The organism is Microvirga zambiensis WSM3693 (genome assembly GCF_016735695.1).
Classification (GTDB): Bacteria; Pseudomonadota; Alphaproteobacteria; order Rhizobiales; family Beijerinckiaceae; genus Microvirga; species Microvirga zambiensis.
Genome location: NZ_JAERQD010000005.1, coordinates 117,602 through 133,138, shown reverse-complemented (window position 1 = coordinate 133,138; position 15,537 = coordinate 117,602). Strand labels below are relative to the sequence as shown.

The 15,537-nt window shown below is 59.3% G+C and carries 15 protein-coding genes; 13 read left to right on the top strand and 2 right to left on the bottom strand.

Annotated features, from left to right (window positions below; genetic code table 11):
• Positions 1–108 precede the first annotated feature (108 nt).
• The gene (locus JKL46_RS06230; protein ID WP_201830908.1) at positions 109–861 is read right to left on the bottom strand and encodes an IclR family transcriptional regulator; all 753 of its coding nucleotides are present in this window, start codon (positions 859–861) and stop codon (positions 109–111) included.
• Between the two features lie 167 nt (positions 862–1,028).
• Here JKL46_RS06230 and JKL46_RS06225 point away from each other — a divergent pair, with 167 nt between their 5' ends.
• The 6 genes from JKL46_RS06225 to JKL46_RS06200 all read left to right on the top strand — a co-directional run bounded on the left by JKL46_RS06225 (position 1,029) and on the right by JKL46_RS06200 (position 6,297).
• A complete protein-coding gene (locus JKL46_RS06225) occupies positions 1,029–1,952 on the top strand; it encodes a succinylglutamate desuccinylase/aspartoacylase domain-containing protein (RefSeq protein WP_201830907.1) in 924 nt (307 codons plus the stop codon).
• Positions 1,953–1,995: 43 nt separating this feature from the next.
• A complete protein-coding gene (locus tag JKL46_RS06220; protein WP_201830906.1) occupies positions 1,996–3,036 on the top strand; it encodes an ABC transporter substrate-binding protein in 1,041 nt (346 codons plus the stop codon).
• Complete coding sequence (locus tag JKL46_RS06215; protein WP_201830905.1) at positions 3,033–3,914, top strand: ABC transporter permease; 882 nt, start codon at positions 3,033–3,035, stop codon at positions 3,912–3,914. Before JKL46_RS06220 ends, JKL46_RS06215 begins: the two co-directional genes overlap by 4 nt.
• Entirely contained in the window at positions 3,911–4,705 is a 795-nt protein-coding gene (locus JKL46_RS06210) for an ABC transporter permease (RefSeq protein ID WP_201830904.1), read from the top strand. The genes JKL46_RS06215 and JKL46_RS06210 overlap by 4 nt, the downstream gene beginning before the upstream one ends.
• Positions 4,706–4,713: 8 nt before the next feature.
• Positions 4,714–5,775: an ABC transporter ATP-binding protein gene (locus JKL46_RS06205; protein ID WP_201830903.1), complete on the top strand. Its 1,062-nt coding sequence runs from the start codon at positions 4,714–4,716 to the stop codon at positions 5,773–5,775.
• A 249-nt stretch (positions 5,776–6,024) separates the two neighbouring features.
• The gene (locus JKL46_RS06200; protein WP_201830901.1) at positions 6,025–6,297 is read left to right on the top strand and encodes a hypothetical protein; all 273 of its coding nucleotides are present in this window, start codon (positions 6,025–6,027) and stop codon (positions 6,295–6,297) included.
• A gap of 274 nt (positions 6,298–6,571) precedes the next feature.
• On the opposite strand, the gene JKL46_RS06195 is transcribed toward JKL46_RS06200, so the two are convergent.
• Positions 6,572–7,387, bottom strand: a complete 816-nt coding sequence (locus JKL46_RS06195) for a GntR family transcriptional regulator (RefSeq protein ID WP_201830900.1) — start codon at positions 7,385–7,387, stop codon at positions 6,572–6,574.
• Position 7,388: 1 nt separating this feature from the next.
• Here JKL46_RS06195 and JKL46_RS06190 point away from each other — a divergent pair, with 1 nt between their 5' ends.
• From JKL46_RS06190 to JKL46_RS06160, 7 genes are read left to right on the top strand one after another with little or no spacing between them, the layout of a single operon-like run.
• Positions 7,389–9,131 (top strand): ABC transporter substrate-binding protein, encoded by a 1,743-nt coding sequence (locus tag JKL46_RS06190; protein ID WP_201830899.1) that lies wholly within the window; start codon positions 7,389–7,391, stop codon positions 9,129–9,131.
• A gap of 35 nt (positions 9,132–9,166) precedes the next feature.
• Positions 9,167–10,045 (top strand): ABC transporter permease subunit, encoded by an 879-nt coding sequence (locus tag JKL46_RS06185; protein ID WP_201830898.1) that lies wholly within the window; start codon positions 9,167–9,169, stop codon positions 10,043–10,045.
• Positions 10,038–10,946, top strand: a complete 909-nt coding sequence (locus tag JKL46_RS06180; protein ID WP_201830897.1) for an ABC transporter permease — start codon at positions 10,038–10,040, stop codon at positions 10,944–10,946. Before JKL46_RS06185 ends, JKL46_RS06180 begins: the two co-directional genes overlap by 8 nt.
• Positions 10,947–10,958: 12 nt before the next feature.
• Positions 10,959–12,809 (top strand): hydantoinase B/oxoprolinase family protein, encoded by a 1,851-nt coding sequence (locus JKL46_RS06175; protein WP_201830896.1) that lies wholly within the window; start codon positions 10,959–10,961, stop codon positions 12,807–12,809.
• Complete coding sequence (locus JKL46_RS06170; protein WP_201830895.1) at positions 12,802–13,608, top strand: alpha/beta fold hydrolase; 807 nt, start codon at positions 12,802–12,804, stop codon at positions 13,606–13,608. The genes JKL46_RS06175 and JKL46_RS06170 overlap by 8 nt, the downstream gene beginning before the upstream one ends.
• Positions 13,598–14,626 (top strand): ABC transporter ATP-binding protein, encoded by a 1,029-nt coding sequence (locus tag JKL46_RS06165; RefSeq protein ID WP_201830894.1) that lies wholly within the window; start codon positions 13,598–13,600, stop codon positions 14,624–14,626. The genes JKL46_RS06170 and JKL46_RS06165 overlap by 11 nt, the downstream gene beginning before the upstream one ends.
• A complete protein-coding gene (locus JKL46_RS06160) occupies positions 14,623–15,537 on the top strand; it encodes an ABC transporter ATP-binding protein (RefSeq protein ID WP_201830893.1) in 915 nt (304 codons plus the stop codon). The genes JKL46_RS06165 and JKL46_RS06160 overlap by 4 nt, the downstream gene beginning before the upstream one ends.

Genomic DNA, 15,537 nt, shown 5'->3' with positions numbered 1-15,537 from the left:
TCATGAGGGGCAGACTTTTATTTCACCTGCTGTTCGTTACTCTTTGATCCAAAGCCGAATTTTGCCTCTGTTGAACGTGGGCTCTATGTCTCGCTTAGACACACGCAGTCATGACAGCCAGAAAGGATCGCGAAGGCGCCGTCCGATTTCCATGATTTTACCGCTTACTGTTTCCGTCATTCGATCTTTTAATCGATCATCTGCCGCGGCAGTCGGGTAGGAAAGACAAAGACCCACTATCTCATTGCGACCTGGATCCGCGACTGCACCACCGACAGACGAGATGCCCGGCGTCACCAGACTTGACGAATAGGCGATCCTGCGTTCGCGGATCGTATGCATCTCCTTAAGCACCTGGTGCCCCGTTATTCCTGATTTCGTATCTTCCACGTCGACGTATCCCAGTTGTTGCAGGACCTGCTCGTCGGGCATGCGAGCAAGGATGGCTCTGCCGATGATCGAATCATAGGCTGGCTTTCGTTCAGCAATCGCGCCGGTGTGTTGAAGCGGGTACGAACCTTGCTTCGCCATCAGAAGAACGCGATCGCCCGCCGAGACGATGCCGGCATGGCCGGTAAAGCCGAATTCAGCCACCAGATCGTCGAGCGCATCGCCGATCAACTCAAGCAGCGTGTGTCGCGCCAAGTACAGCCGGCCCAGGTCCAACGCCCGCTGGCCGATGTAATATCCTCCCTCATGGTCGTCACGCTCCAAAAGGCCGGAATCGGCGAGCGTCTTCAGCAGCCTTGAAACTGAGGCCTTCGGCAGGTCGAGATCGCGCGCCACTTCCCCAACCCTCAGGCAGGGCCGGTTGTCTGCCAAAAGGGCAAGAATGCGCAATCCGTTGTCAATCGAGCTCATACTTTGGTCGTTCCATATACATCACCTGTGTTGACTCAGGTGAAACTAATATATCTGGTACCACAAAGGCCGGGCCGGACCTAGCCGGTCGTTACAGGAGTTCAGAAGAGGCAATCATGGTGGTCGGAACAGCACATCGGGAACCGGGAAGCATTACACGAGGTCATGTGGAGCTGGGATCATATCCCGACGGCCCTCTCACCTCGCCCGTGGTCATCGCCTCGGGGAAGAAGGACGGGCCGACATTGTGGCTCCAGAGCTGCATTCATGGTCCGGAGGTCGTCGGTCCGCTGAGCATCCAGCGCTTCCTGAAGACGGTCGACCTGACGGAGATGGCCGGCACCGTCATATGCCTGATGCTCGCCAATCCGCTAGGTTTTCGTGGCTACAACAGGCTCACCCCGCAGGACGGGTTCAACCTGAACCGCGTGTTCCCGGGTGATCCGGCGGGGCATCACAGCCAGCAACTCGCTCACCGGCTCCTCGAATTGTCGCTTGAGCACTCCGACGCGATGCTCGACCTGCATTCCGGGGGCGATCTCACAATCACCTGCCACTACACGCTGTTCCACAATGACGGCACAGCCGCCGGCGTGGAATCGGAGCGGCTCGCGAGGGCGACGGGCACGCCCAATGTCTGGAACTCGCTAGAGCCTTTCCTGAGCGGTGCCCATTTCGCGAATTATACGAAGCGCGGGAAGCCTTCCCTCATCGTGGAGAGCGGAGGCGGCGCCCGCGTCACGGCCGAGGATCTCGACCGGCTGACGGGCGCGATCTTCGGAGTGTGCAAAGCGATAAACATCTTGCCCGGCGACCCGCCGAAGTTGGACCGGATTCGCCTCGGCGGAGATGCCGTCCATGTCAAATGCACGCGTGGAGGATTGTTCATTCCCTATGTCGGCCCCGGCGACGATGTCAGGGAAGGGCAGCATCTTGCCGATCTCGTGGATCTGTTCGGCGACGTCGTGCAGGAAATCCGCTGCCCGCTCAAAAATGCGTGGGTCGGCTCGATCCGTCGCCCGCATATGCCGATCTACAATGGCGATCAGGTCTTCGAACTCGTCGAGACCAAGGGCTATGAGCCAGCCTAACCTTTGAATTCCGGCACGAATATCGAACGAGAAGGGAAAAGTCATGACTTTCGATCATATCTCCCGCCGCCAGGTTCTAACTGGGTTGGCGGCTCTTGGTACCTTGCCGCTGCTGTCCTCGCGGCTGTCGGCCGCGGAGAGCTTTTCCGGACGAAGCTTGGTATCTTCGGGCTTCGGCGGTTCGACCATGGATATCATTCATAAGGCTGTGTTCGATCCCTTTGACAAGGCGACAGGCGCCAAGAGCACCCAGGTCCCGATGCAGTCGGCTGCCGCTCTCGCACGTCTCAAGTCCGAGGCAGGTAATCCGCAGATCGATATGTTCCAGTTCTCCGGCGGTCAGGAAGACGCCGCCAAGAAGGAGGGTCTGACGCAGCCCCTGACCTCCGTTGCTCAGCTGAACGCAATCCCTGCCGAGATGAAGGATCCCGACGGCCATTGGGTAACGTGGGCCGTCATCGGCGAAGGCATCGTCTACCGTAAGGACAAGATCAAGGAGCCTCCGCGCAGCTACAAGGATTTCCTCAAGCCTGAATACAAGGGGCACGTTGCTTTTCCTGCCATCACCAACGGTTACGGCATGGACTTCCTCGTCATGTTGGCACGTGCCTTCGGCGGCGGAGAAGTCAACATCGAGCCCGGCTTTGAGGCCATGCGCAAACTCAAAGGCGAAACGATCTTCAAGGCAGCGTCCGATCTTCCTTCCCTGTTCGGGCAGGGGGATATCTGGATCATGCCGTACGATACCGGAAACGCATTCAAGGTGCAGAGCAGCGGCCTGCCCGTTGCTTTCGCGACCCCAGAGGAGGGCAGCCCGGCCGTGAACATCACGGCAGTGGTTGCCAAGGGGGCGAAGAATGCGGACGTGGCAAACGCCGCGATCGACTACATGCTGCGGCCGGAAGCCCAGATCGAGATCGCCCGCCACATGCGATGGACGGCCTCGAACCCGAACACGAAGCTGCCGGACGATCTCGCCTCGGAGGTTCCGAACGTGGCACAGCTTGCCAAGCTGGACCGCGCGATCATCAACGAGAAGCGTCCTGAATGGACCGAGCGCTGGAACCGCGAGATCGCGCGATGACGGCCACAGGCGATCTGGCACGGCAGAAGGGACGTAGCGGCCCTTCACCAGCCGTTGTCCCCGTGTTGATCTTCGCGCCGTGCCTGATCGTCTATCTGGTGCTATTTGTCTGGCCGCAACTGTCCCTTCTTACGACCAGCGCCTTCGACAAGGGCCAGCTTTCCGGTGTTCACTACGTCCGGTTTCTTGGCGATGAATATTACTGGGAGCTGTTGGGCCGCACCCTTCTGCTCGGCGTCTGCGTGACCCTGATCACCTTGGTTCTGGGTGTGCCGGTCGCATATGTTCTCGCCCGAATGCAGTCGCGCATGGCCGCATTGCTGCTGATCCTGACGACGTTTCCCTTGCTGGTGAGCGCGGTTGTCCGCTCCTTCGGCTGGATGGTTCTCTTCTTCAGGGACGGCATCGTCAGCAACACGCTGCAGGCACTTGGCCTCGTCGATCACCCGCTCCAGCTCATGTACACTCTGACGGGCGTCATCATCGCTCTGGCGCAGGTGCTGTTGCCGCTGATGGTGCTCACCTTGCACGGTGTCTTCAAGTCGATAGATCCCGATCTCGAGTTCGCCGCGATGAGCCTTGGTGCATCGCCCCCGCTGGCGCTCTGCCTCGTGACCTTGAGGCTGGCCCGCAGCGGAATCGTCGCCGGATCCCTGCTCGTGTTCTCCCTCGCGATTAGCGCCTTCGCGACGCCGGGGCTCGTGGGCGGAGCAAGAGCGAACGTCATGGCGACGGCGATCTACGAGCAGACGATCGAGATGCTGGATTGGCCCTTCGCTTCTACGCTCGCGACCGTCCTCCTGGTCTTTGTCCTCGCATTGTCGCTTCTTTATGGGGCCGCCCTGGACCGGCGGGCAAAGAGTGAGTCTGTGGCATGACCATCGATCCGCGTTCCCCCTTCGGTCTTCTGCTTACGGCGATCTGCATCATTGCCTTCGCCTATCTGATCCTGCCCATCCTCGTAGTGGTGGTCGCGCCGCTGGGCGATACCGGCTATCTCGCATTTCCACCAAAAGGCTTCACGCTGCGGTGGTATGCGGCCGCACTGGACGACACTCGTTATCTGAGCGGCTTCCTGACGAGCCTGCAGATCGGCGGTGCCGTTGCCCTGCTGTCGACGATCATCGGCGTCCTGGCAGCCTACGGGCTGAGCCGCTACGACTTTCCTGGACGCTCGCTGATCGAAGCGCTGTTTCTCTCCCCGCTGATCCTTCCTACACTGGTTCTGGCCGTCAGCCTCTCGCTGTTCTTCACAAGGACCGGCCTGCTGACCGGCACGGGACGTCTCGTTCTTGCGCACATCATCGTCTGCACGCCGTATGTCATTCGGGTCACGCTGCCTGTGCTGCGACGGTTCGACCGGACCCTTGAGGAAGCCGCGCAGAACCTCGGCGCGTCGCCCATTCAATCGTTCTTCCTGATCCTGCTGCCTGTCATCAAGACCGGGATCATTGCGGGCTGCGTGATGGCGTTCATCACCTCCTTCGACGAGGTCGTGCTCGCGCTCTTCCTAGCCAGCCCCGGAGAACCGACGCTTCCGGTGATAATCTATTCCGCCGTGCAGTTGGGATTCGAGCCGACCGTCGCGGCTGTCTCCGGCCTCCTGGTGATTCTGACCTGCGTGTTCATGGTGCTGTATCAGATACTCGGCGTGGCCCGACAGGATTGAGGCATAAGATGGAAATCGAACTTCGCAATCTCGCAAAATCCTTCGGCGCCACGAAGGTCGTGAACGACCTTTCGTTCTCCCTCGAAAAGGGTGAGATGATCGCGCTCCTGGGCCCGTCGGGCTGCGGCAAGACCACGACTCTGCGCATGGTGGCAGGCTTCATCGGGCCCACGTCCGGCGCCATCCTAGTCCGCGGCCAGGACGTGACGAGGCTGCCGCCGCACAAGCGCGACTCAGGCCTCGTTTTCCAGAATTACGCCCTGTTTCCGCACATGACCGTGACGGAGAACATCGCTTTCGGGCTCAACCGGAGGGGCATTCCCCGCGAAGAGCAGAAGGCGCGCATCGCCGCCATGGTCGAGAAGCTCAAGCTGAAGGGCCTCGAACAGCGCTATCCGAAGCAGCTTTCCGGCGGACAGCAGCAGCGCGTTGCCGTTGCGCGTGCGCTCGTCATCAATCCGGCAATCCTGTTGCTTGACGAGCCCTTCTCGAACCTGGATGCGAAGCTGCGTGAGAGCACCGGCATCGAGCTGCGCAGGATTCAGCGGGAGCTCGGTCTGACGTCCATCTTCGTGACCCATGATCAGAACGAGGCCATGGCGATTGCCGACAAGATTGCCGTCATGAACGGCGGCGTCATCGAGCAACTGGGGTCTGCGTCGGAAATCTACGAAACGCCGGCGACCCGCTTCGTGGCGGAATTCATCGGCAAGGCGAATTTCCTGACGGGCTCGGTTGTCGACCGATCGGCTTCGGGCGTCAGGATCGACTTGTCCTCCGCGGGTGCGCTGGTTGTGCCGGAGTCAAAGGTCGGGCGGGATGCCCGGCATGTCGAGGTGATGATTCGCCCGGAGAATGTGGTGCTGACGGCTGATCCGGCACTACAATCCCTCCAGGGCGTCGTCGACGTGATCTCCTATCAGGGCGCGACCGCGCACGCGATCATACGCCTGCCGAGCGGCCTGACCCTGATGGCCGAGTGCAAGGGGCGTGAGGCCGGCTGGATGAGTCCTGGTGGTAAAGTCTTCGCGTCGCTGCAGCCGGAGTCCGTCACTGTGTTCAGGCATTGATTGAAGCGAACTCAGACGTGAAGAGTCCAGAGGGTCCTGTGGAAGCGATGTTAAGCGGTTCAAACAGCATAGGATCGGTCATAAATTAGAGAGCTTCAGCACGAGGCGTAGTAATAAATCGCGAATGTCTCTTCCTGGCACTCCCCGGACGTAAGGGTTCCGTCTGCTGCTGCGCCCTAAACGGACGTCCAGAAAACCTAAGTGCTCCTTACGCGCCGTAGGCAATCGGCTTAAAATGCGACGCCCGCCATGTTTGCCATTCTGGCGCGCCACCTCAGCATGCTTGCTGACGATATCCCCCTCTTTGCTCAACCTTTTCTGTGTCCAGGACCCGCCTTGCAGGCTCCAGAACTCCATCACTGCAGGCTTTACGAGCTCGAAGAGGACCGCTTGGTCGTTAAACCTCAGAGGATCGCGAACCATGAGTATCGCGGAAAGGTTGTTCCATCCGGGTTTTTTAATCAGCCGAAAGCAGAGAACGTTTCAGCCGTATTGTTTTCCACCGCAGGTGTGGGGGCGTAAGTGCCCGTCACCACTGCTGCTGCAATCTCGCTCGCTTTATGCTGCGCATCTTTCTGCCGTTCGAATGGCTGAAAAACTGGTAATCTGCGTAAATTGCAACAACGGGACGAATCCTCGATTCCTAAGCTGTAGCTCGGTGTAACCACATCAACTACGGTGGATTCGTGCGAACTGCCGTCTAACGTTGAAGCAGGCAGAACTGGTCGGACTCTCCTGATATGATCACCGAAATTGCTTTAGATCACCCACATGGGCCAGATCGGCCTCCAGGAAGTTAATTCGGGTCTAGATCGAACAGCGCTGTGTTTGGCATATCCTTCTGGTCAGAGCCTGCACCCCGCCATATCGCTTTCTGGGATACGGTATCGACCTCCAGGTCCCACTCGATTTCATATCGGTCATGGCGGAAATGGCTGCGCAGGAAACTTATTGGTTTTCCGTCAATATCGTAGGAAATGCGCCGCACGCAAAGAATGGGCGAGCCGATTTCGACTTCCAGATGTTCAGCAGAGAATGGATCCGCTGAACGCGCGCTGATGCGCTGGCGAGCCGTTACCGATGGAGAGCCATCCCGCAGAAACAACTTGAACAACGGAGCTCCCATGAAGTCATCGGGGGTATAATTCTTTGCGAGACGTTCTTGGATGAACGTCGTGAGCAATCCAATGGGGCGGCCCTTATAGCTCCGAAGCCGAATAGCCTTATGGACCAAATCGCCTTGTTCAACTTCCAATGCTGCTGCGGCGTCGGCTGGTGCGGCTATCATTCCAAACTCAAGGAGCTTTGTCTCCGTTTGCTTCCACATATCGGTAAGATTTGACGTGAAGCTATGGGGCTCGCTCCCCGGCGGAAGCGTTGCAGCGACGAAGGTTCCGACGCCACGACGGGTGGCGAGATAGCCTTCGGACTTTAAGAGGTCCATTGCCTTGCGGACAGTCAAACGCGAGGTTGAAAAGCGCTCTGCTATGGCATCCTCACTCGGGAGCGCTACGGACACGTTATAGTGTCCATCAATGATCTCTTCCCTCAGAATCGAGTAGATCCGCCAATAGATTGGCAGCGGGGATGTTTGTTGTGGTTCGGAATTCATATTGAAAATCAGATCCTTATTCCGCCGAGCCAATAGCCGCCCCCTCTGGCTCGCTCCTCTTTCGGTTGCATGTGCGCCAAGCCTTCCCCAAACGCAACAACATATTTACCTATATATATGTATATACAGCTTGACATCCATATCTGTGAACGGCTCTCATAGATCAACAATCGTGCTGATAAGCACAACAAGAGAGGGATATATGAAAGCTCACCATGCATACTCTCTGCTGAAATCCGCTCCCCTCGTGGCATCGCTCATGATGGGATCGGTCGGCACGTCGGCCCTCGCCGCGGAGCTTGGTACGATTACGATCGCAACACAGCTCGATCTTCTGACGCTTAACAGTTCCAAGAACGTCACAGGATGGCACCGCTGGGTCTATCGCAACATCTATGACCCGCTCATCACTCTCGACGAGAACAACGAAATCAAGCCCGCACTTGCCACAAGCTGGGAAAGGATTGCCGATAACACTTGGCGCTTCAAGCTACGCGAGGGCATAAAATTCCAGAACGGCGAGCCGTTCAAGGCTGAGGCGGTAAAGCTCTGGATCGATGAAGGCAAGAAGGCTGATTCCCAGGCTCGTGGCTCTCTCGCCCTGATCACGGAAGCGAAGGTCGTCGATGACCACACATTGGACATCGTCACAGACGGACCTGTCGCCTATTTCATCGACACAATTGCAGACCGCATGTCGGCATTGCCGCCTGCCTATTACAAACAGGTCGGCGCTCAAGAATTCGGTCTGAAGCCTGTCGGAACCGGTCCATACAAGTTTGTGAGCTGGCGTCGCGGCGACCGCATCGTTCTCGAGTCCAATCCTGAATACTGGGGCGGTGCGCCGAAAGCGGATGGTGTGGTCTTCTGGGTGGTTCCGGATGCTTCTGCGCGGGCTGCCGCAGTCCTGAACGGGGAAGCAACGCTTGGCACTGCCATTGCTCCGCTCGAGGCGCCGCGTTTCGAAAGTTCGGCGACGGCGCGGATCTCCGCCAGCGAGGGTGGCAACCGTCCCATCTGGGGTGGGATGATGATGAACCGTCCGATTTTCCAAGATCGGCGGGTTCGGGAAGCCGTGAACCTGGCGGTCAACCGGCAGGCCATCGTCGATAGGTTGCTGCGCGGATATGGCAAGCCGATGGGGCAGCTCTGCGCGACATCCATGTACTGCTACGACCCAGCCATCGGGCCGATGCCCTACGATCCCGCGAAGGCTAAGAGCCTGCTGCAGGAAGCGGGCGTGAAGGACATGTCGATCACTCTTCATGCTCCGCAGGGTCCGGTCGCTCAGGCGAACGAACTCACCCAGATCATTGCTGCCAACCTCAAACAGGTGGGCTTTAATGTATCGATCCGGATCGACGAGGCATCTCAGTTCTCGGCGAAGCTTTATGATTTCGACAACAAGGGCAAGGATGTCGGCGACCTGTTCATCTACTTCTACCAGGGCGGGCCCGGTTCCGAGACCACAATCCGATCCCTGACCAACAGCAAGGGCAACTGGAACTGGCAATATTACCACGACGCCCAAGTCGATGCTTATTGGGATCAGGCGCAAAAGTCATTCGACCAGGGACCACGCCAGGAAGCGCTTCAGAAGCTTTCGGCCAAGGTCCGCGCAGATGTGCCATGGCTGTTCCTGTATGAGCCGCTTTCTGTCTGGGCCGTCAGCAACAAGATCGCCTGGAAGGCACGGGCCGACGACCAGATCATTATTCAGGATATGGGACCGGCCGAAAAATGAGCTGTTTCATACTCCGCCGTACGTTGAGTGCCGGCGTGGTCATCTTCGGAGTCGTGACGGTGATTTTCGTCCTGTCACGACTCATAGGGGATCCGATCGCCCTGATGATCCAGCCGGGAATGACGGTGGCCGATATCGAAGAACTGCGCGCCATCTGGAACTTGGATGCTCCCATACCGGAGCAATTCATAAGATTTCTCGGCTCTGCCCTCACCGGTGATTTCGGCCTCTCCATCTGGCAGGGACAGCCTGCTCTCGGCTTGGTCCTTGAAAGCCTTCCGGCAACGCTCCTTTTGACGTCGGCGGCACTTCTGGGGGCCTTGCTGCTGGCATTGGTGCTCGGCTCGTTAGCCGCCATCAAACGGGACAGCATGCTCGATCGCACGTTGATGAGTCTCACGCTCTTCGGGCAGTCGGTGCCGAATTTCTGGCTCGCCCTCATGCTCGTCCTGGTGGTCTCGGTGCATTTCCATCTGCTGCCCCCAGCCGGATATGGGACTGGGAGCCACCTCGTGCTGCCAGCGATTGCCTTGGGCCTCTTCCCACTGGCGCGCCTGACACGCTTGGTGCGGGCCGAGCTGCTCGATGTTCTCTCCCAGGACTACATCAGGACAGCGCGAAGCAAGGGCATCGCGCCGTGGCTGATCTTGGTGCGCCATTGCCTTCGCAACATCGCGATCTCCTTGGTGACCGTGATTGCCGTTGACTTCGGGACATTGATGGGCGGCGCGGTCGTCACCGAGACCATCTTTGCGTGGCCGGGAATGGGCCGGCTCATGATCGACGCGATTTCCCACCGCGACTTTCCCATCATGCAGGCTGGAGCCTTCGTCGTAGCGCTCGTCGTCGTCCTCACCAGTCTCATCGCCGACATCACCTACGCGATCATCAATCCGAGGATCCGCTATGCATGATGCGACGCAGATCAACACATATCCTCAGAAGCAGGGCTTCAGGGTTCGCCTGCCACGCCTTTACGGAACACGCATGCTGTTCAGCGAGATATTGAGCATCGCCTTTTTGGCGGTGTTGATCGTGCTCGCGCTGCTATCCCCGTGGATTGTTCCGTTCAATCCTACTGAGGCTGATATCCTTTCCAATCTACTGAGCCCCTCCCTGAGTTCGGAGTTCGGAGGACCGCCCCACCTTCTTGGGACCGACGTGCTGGGCCGGGATGTGTTCAGCGGCATCGTCTACGGCACGCGCGTGTCGCTCATTGTCGCGCTCGCCGCAGTGCTCGGCGCCGGCGTACTCGGGATCATCATCGGTTTGATCGCAGGATACGCACGCGGCTGGACGGACGAAGTCGTCATGCGGCTAGTCGACGTCCAGCTCGCGTTCCCGTTCATCCTGCTCGCTATCATGATCATGTACATCCTCGGTCCGGGGCTGCTCAACATCATTATTGTCCTCATCGTGGCGAAGTGGCCGATCTATGCGCGCGTCGCGCGTGCCGAAGCCATGCGCCATGCCTCGAGCGACTTTGTGCTTGCGGCGACTTCTATGGGCGCAGGTCATGGGCGGATAATCTTCCGACACATCCTTCCCAACGCATTGACCCCGCTGATCGTCGTCGCGGCTTTCGCCGTGCCTCAGATGATCATGTATGAGGCAGCTCTGAGCTTCCTTGGCTTGGGCTTGCCGCCAGACCAGATCTCGTGGGGCTCGATGCTGGCCGCTGGCCGCAGCGTTCTTGAGCAGGCGTGGTGGGTCGCGACATTCCCAGGGCTCGCGATCATGGGGACGATCCTCAGCATCAACATTCTCGGCGAAGCACTTCGAAAGCGCGTCGGCCCGTCTTCCGACATTGATTAATCAGGAATGGCTATGAACATCTCCGTATCCAAGGCGACAAGCCTGCAGCCTGCGTCCGTCGACCCGATTACCCTGGAAATCATCCGCGGTGCGCTGCGCTCCGCCCAGCTCGAGATGGGTTCACTCCTGGAGCGGACTGCGATGTCACCGGTCATCCGCGAGAAGCAGGATTACTTTACCGGCATTGTTGACCGGGACCTGAACCTTCTCATTGGCACCCGCATGCCGTCCGGAGGGCGTGTGGTGCCACCGGTCCTGAAGCAGTTTCCGATCTCGGAAATGCGGCCGGGCGACATCTTTCTCTACAATGACTGCTACGCCACGGACGGCGCGGTATCCCACTCCCCCGATATGGTTTTCGTGAACCCGGTCTTCATCGATGGCAAGGTCGAAGGCTTCGTCTTCGCATGGGCGCACTTCCTCGATATCGGCGGGTCGCATCCGAGTTCCACGACGCCTGACACCGAGAATATCTTCCAGGAAGGCATCATCATTCCGGTTGTGCGCCTCTGCGAGAACGGGGTCATCAACGATGATATTCTGAGAATATTCATCAGAAATTCGCGCTTCACCGAAATTGTCCGCGGCGACACGCGCTCGATGATCGCCGCCGTTCAGCTCGGCGAAAAGCGCCTCCGCGAGGTCCTCGGCCGATATGGAACGGAGACTGCTCACAAGGCTTTCTCAGCCCTCATCTCCCACACCGAGCAGACGGTGACGGAGCGCATGCATGCGGCGTTTCCGCCAGGGCAGTATAAATTCGCCGACGTGGTCGACGACGACGGAAAAGGCTCCGGACCGCTGGCCATCCGCATGACGATGGAGTCCGACGGAGAGAGCCTTGTCCTGGACGCAACGGCGTCGGATGACCAGACGGACGGGCCGATCAACTTTCTCATGAGCAGTGTTATCCCCAGCATGGTGTTCGGCCTGTTCATGACGGCCGACAAGCCGGACCTTCTGCCGAACGAAGGGTTGCTGCAGTGCATCGACGATCTAAAGCTACGTCCCGGCAGCCTTCTGAAGCCAAAGTTTCCGGCGCCGCTGGGCCAGCGGGCGACTGTATCCCGCAGGGTTCATACCACCTGCTACGGACTCGTCGGTGTTGCCGATCCGGATGCGGGTCACGCGTCCAGCTCGGCCTACTCTCTTGGAAAGATATCCGGTCTTCGCGAAGGCAGTGAAAAGCCCTATCTCAAGACGATGGGCTTCGGCGTTGGGCAGGGAGCGCGTCCCTACGCCGACGGCATCGACGCCGTCTACTATATCGCTCAGCGTAATTTCCCGATCGAATTCTCCGAGATGAACTTCCCCGTAAGAATCAGGCGATACGGGATTCATCGGGATTCGGGCGGTCCCGGACGCTGGCGAGGCGGCTGCGGTATCGTGCGTGAGATCGAGCTGCTCGGTGACGACGCTTCCCTCATGCTTCGCCTGACCAACTGCGTTCATCCACCTTTCGGCATCAACGGCGGCATGTCGGGTCGCGCTGGGCGCTTCACCATGAACCCGGGCACGCCGCAGGAGGAAATGCTCCCGATGCTTGCAGAAGGCGTGCCGATGCGCTGTGGCGACATCTTGAGGGTCGAGACTCCTGGCGGCGGCGGCGTTGGCCATCCATTCGACCGCCCGGTCGAACTGGTGCTGCGCGACGTTCTTGGTGAATTCATCAGCGTCGAAAGCGCGCTTGAGGATTACGGGGTTGTCGTCGATCTCGACAACGATGAGGTGGATCTCGCCGCAACGAAGGCGATCCGGCGTGATCGCCGCTGGTCGACGAAGCTCGTCCACCGAAACGGATATTATGATGAAGATGCCTGGTACGAGGCATCATACAACCTGAAGGACGCTCACCATGCCTAAGGCAAAGGTCTCCGATATCGAAATGTATTATGAGGTCGCGGGCGAAGGCCCTCCGCTTCTCATGAGCAGCGGCTGGTCGCTTGCCGGACGCAATTTCGGCAAGAGCCATCCGATATTGTCCCGGAAGTACACCTGCATCCGCCATGACCATCGCGGCATGGGACGTACCGATGCCCCCGATGGGCCGTGGACGATCGCTCAGATGGCGGACGACCTTGCCGGGTTGCTGGACCATCTCAAGATCGACAGGACGCGGATGATCGGCGGCGGCGGCATGGGCGCGCGCGTCGCCATGGAGTTGGCCATACGCCACCCCGATCGCATTTCGGTGCTCGAACTCGGATCGGCGGTGCTCAAGTCGGACCATTTCAGCGCATCGCTTGCACGGATGTGGAAGCGGCTTCGTGCGCTGGATCCGGAGCTCTGGGCGGAGGAAGTCACGCTCTGGTGCTATACGCCGGCGACCTACATAGAGCGGCCCGAGATTCCCGAGGCGGCGTTCCGGGGACGCGCGGGCGAGGATACATTCCCAGCACCTCACTCCTATGACAGGATCGTGGATGCCATGCTGGCCCTCGATCTGCGTGGCCGGGCCCGCAACATCAAGTGCCCCACCCTCATCACCTGCGGTGGCGTCGAAGATCTCTTCACGGGTCCCCGATATGCGCGGGCCGTGCATGAGGAAATTCCGAACTCGGTCCTTAAAATCTTCGAGGGCGCATCGCATGGATATACCGGCGAGTGCCACGACGAATACATGGCGCTCATTCTCGACTGGTTTGAAAAACATGGTGACTGACACGCCGTTGCTGCGGGTCGAAGGACTTCGCACAGCGCTCGGAAGCGATGGCAACAATTTTGACGTCGTCACCGGCGTCGACTTGGAGCTTCGCGAGGGAGAGACGGTTGCGCTTGTCGGTGAAAGCGGCAGTGGAAAGAGCGTCACGGCGCTTTCCATCGCACGCTTGCTCGGCCCTCGGCTTCGGACCGTGGCTGGCAAGGTCCTGCTCAATGGCAAGGACCTTCTCAGCCTCAGTGAAAAAGGCATGCGCCAGCTTCGCGGCAGGGATATAGCCGTCGTCTTTCAAGAGCCGATGACTTCACTCAATCCCGTGCTGCGGATCGGAACCCAGCTTGCCGAGAGCATCAGGCGAAATCCCGTTGCCGCATCCAGCGTGCGGGATCGCGCCATAGCCTTGCTCAAGAGCGTTGGCATCACCAATCCCGAAAGCCGGATCGACATGTATCCGCATCAGCTTTCCGGCGGGATGCGCCAGAGGGTGATGGTGGCGATCGCAGTCGCTGCCAGGCCACGGGTTCTGATCGCGGACGAGCCGACGACGGCTCTCGACGTGACGACACAGGCGCAGATCTTGGATCTCATGCAGGCGCGAATGGCAGAATTTGGCGCCGCAACGCTGCTCATTACGCACGACATGGGTGTCGTTGCCCGCTATGCGCAGAAGGTCAATGTCATGTATTCCGGCGGAATCGTCGAGCGGTCAGACGTCCACTCGCTGTTTGCCAAGCCTGCGCATCCTTATACCCGCGGTCTCCTGAACTCCATGCCGCGCCTTGACCGTCCTCGCATGGGAAGACTCAGCGCGATCGAAGGGCTGCCGCCCTCAGTGCTCACGCGTCCCAAGGGGTGTCCCTTCCAGCCGCGCTGTGCCTTCCGCATAGACAAATGCAGCCAGAAGCCGCCTCTTGAATCGATAGCCGCTGGCCACGAGGCGGCCTGCTGGCGCGCGCGAGAGATCGCTTCATTGCCTCTCGATGATCAAGCCGATGCTCCGGCCATGAGGAGCGGGTCATGAAGACGCAGCCCATCCTGACCGCTGAGAATGTTTGCAAATATTTTCCCGGACCGCGGTCTGGGCGCTATCCCAGTCTGGCCGTCCAGGCGGTGGACCAGGTAAGCCTCAAGATCGCCCCCGGCGAGACCCTCGGACTTGTCGGTGAAAGCGGGTCGGGCAAGAGCACTCTCGGACGCGCTCTGCTTCAGCTCGACCGCCCGACTGCCGGAAAGGTTTATCTAAAGGGCACTGAGCTCACCAGTCTTTCCAATAGCGCGTTGCGTCCCCTGAGGCGCGATATGCAGATGGTCTTCCAGGATCCCCAATCGTCGCTGAACCCGCGCATGAAGGTCGCTGAGATCATCGCGGAGCCCCAAATCATTGCAGGCGAACTCAGCGGAAAGGTTGCCATAAAGACACGCGTTGAAGAACTGCTCGATATGGTGCGCCTTCCGGCAAGTGCTGCGTCGCGTTACCCGCAGGAATTCTCGGGTGGGCAGCGCCAGCGCATCGGGATCGCTCGTGCCATCGCTCTGCGCCCGCGTCTGATCGTCGCCGACGAGGCTGTGTCGTCGCTGGACGTATCGATCCAGGCGCAGATCATTAATCTGCTGATGAATCTGCAACGCCAGCTTGGTTTCGCCTGCCTCTTCATCGCTCATGATCTTGCCGTCGTGCGGCATGTAGCTGACAGAGTTGCCGTAATGTTTCTCGGGCGGCTAGTGGAGCTAGCGCCGACGGATTCCCTGTTTGCACATCCCCAGCACCCTTACACGCGAGCGCTGCTTGATGCGGCGCCCATCCCGGATCCTGTCATCGAAATGACCAGGCAGCGGAGCGCGGAAACGTTCATTCGGCGACGCTACCCGGCTGAAATGACCGAAGTCCGCGCCGGACATTTCGCAGCCCCGTCAACCCCTGAATTTCTCTAG